The organism is Phormidium sp. CCY1219, assembly GCF_055795085.1.
In genome coordinates this window covers 1-1,918 of sequence record NZ_JAYFEQ010000822.1, presented here as the reverse complement: position 1 = coordinate 1,918, position 1,918 = coordinate 1, and the positions used below count along the sequence as shown (strand labels likewise).

Annotated in this window: 2 protein-coding genes; both read right to left on the bottom strand. The window is 51.9% G+C overall.

Going from position 1 to position 1,918, the window contains the following annotated elements; genetic code table 11:
* Positions 1-164: 164 nt before the first annotated feature.
* Positions 165-428 carry a BolA family protein gene (locus tag AC0QH1_RS25815; protein ID WP_324634312.1) on the bottom strand — a complete coding sequence of 88 codons (264 nt, stop codon included), beginning with the start codon at positions 426-428 and terminating at the stop codon, positions 165-167.
* A gap of 130 nt (positions 429-558) precedes the next feature.
* Complete coding sequence (locus AC0QH1_RS25810) at positions 559-1,293, bottom strand: hypothetical protein (protein ID WP_324634311.1); 735 nt, start codon at positions 1,291-1,293, stop codon at positions 559-561.
* Between the last annotated feature and the right edge of the window lie 625 nt (positions 1,294-1,918).

The following is a 1,918-nucleotide window of genomic DNA, read 5'->3' as shown; positions in this document are numbered from 1 at the left end:
CGTAGGGCTTAGGCTGGTCAGCTACCTAAAGTCAGGGGCTAGAAGCCCCGTCTCTTTAGAGCGGGGTGCTGACAGCTGTGCTTAGAGGTTCTAGGTGGTCGGTTGTTGTTTAGAATGGACTGGCGATCGAAAACCAGGCTCAGTCAAATAGTGTATCGTTTTCTTTACGAAACTGCACCAGAGGTTGCGGCCCATGCCTCTGGGGTGTAGGTTTTCATGGTTAGGGCATGAATTGCTTCGCTCGACATTGCGTCTTGTAAAGCACCATAGACTAACTGGTGCTGTCGCACCCGGGGTATCCCTTCAAAGTCAGGAGACACCACTGTTAGTTGATAGTGGTCGCGGGTGCCGGTCAAGTCTTCAACCTGCACTTGGGCGTCAGACAATTTGGCCTCAATCATGGCCTTCACCTGCTCCGGGGTAACCATTCCTAACTCCTATCTGTACGACATATGGCTTACTTTACTCTAACGTTAGATGGGCGATCGCGGCCCATTCCCCGAAAATGAACCGTAGGGCACCCAGTTGGAGCGCCCTAACATCGGGGTCTCGAGATTTTTATCCCCCGGAAGAGTTCGAGGATGCGGGGGCGGCGGGATAGGGGGACTCGACAAATCCCAGTTCCCATAATTGCTGATAGGCTTTTTTGCCCAAATCCCGGGTGGGTTGCTGAGAGCGAATAATCTGAATCAATAACGGCACTGCCAATTCGGGACGATTTTGCGCCCGATGGACGATCGCCAGTTCGTAGGTGGCCAAATCCCGCATTTCCGCACTTTCTACTGCCGATTGTCGCTGACTTTCGGCTATCCGGTTGTCAATGCCGGTAAAGCTATCGTATAGCTGTTGATGAAAATTAGAAAGCTGATTGAAAATCTCGCGCGATTGTTGCAGTTTGCTCACGGCTTGTTCGTAATTTTCGCTCTGAGCGGCTGCTCTGGCTTCTTCAATCAACCGTTGGCCCCCTTCCATGCTCAGAAGGCTGTTCTGTGTTTCTAACGGACGAGTAACCTCTGAATTCTCCGAGTTCTCGGCGGGAATCGCGGGATTGACCGCTTCGGTTTGTTCCGGGGGGGAGACGCTCTCCTGGGGTACCGATTCGGTTGGGGCATTGGTGGGTAGGTTGAGGGTTTCGCCTGGTTGGTTTGGCGAGTCCATGCGATCGAATCCGTCGGGTTGCGGGGAATCTTGCCCGCGCACCGGAGAAATAGGCAGCAAGGTTAACCCTGCTATCAGAGGTACGGAGAAGAAACCCGCTAAATTCAGCGGGGAAACGTTCTGAGATAATCCCATAAAGTACCTTTGCGTGTGGGGAGAAAACGGAGTGAATGAAAACTTCGGGTATCTTAACATTGTCATGTCCCCCAAGGATTGATAAAATTAGGCGCTTCACGGATAAAATCGCGATCGCGCTGTGTCAATTCTTTTCCCTGCCTTCATTGTCGCCGAGAACCCGTTCAAAAAAAGCACCCGCTCCCTTAGGGCTGAAGGACTGGAAAATATATAGTCTATCGCATCATCGGCCATCCCTGGGGACAACCCGAAACACCCACCGTTTTCATACTCAATCTGACTTCTTCTGATAATTCCGGGGTTCCCCAGACAAATTTTCCTCCAAATTTTCCCCTTCCTAAAAATATTGTTCTCCTGGAGTAGCGCACGAGGGGTGACGGGTTCTCCTCTGCTGCATCGAGTCCCGATGGGGCGATATCCTCCTCGGTGAAGCGCAATTTAAAGCTGTGGCTATGCAATCAAAGCATTGCGCATAAGTCCTGCCTGCCGCCACGGTCTAATTCTAGCAGATGCCTCCAGTTTTGTCAAGGGGGGAGACAACTTTTTAACGGCGGGGAAGCTATTTTTGAGCGGGGCACGATGCAATCAAAGCATTGCGCATAAGTCCTGCCTGCCGCCACGGTCT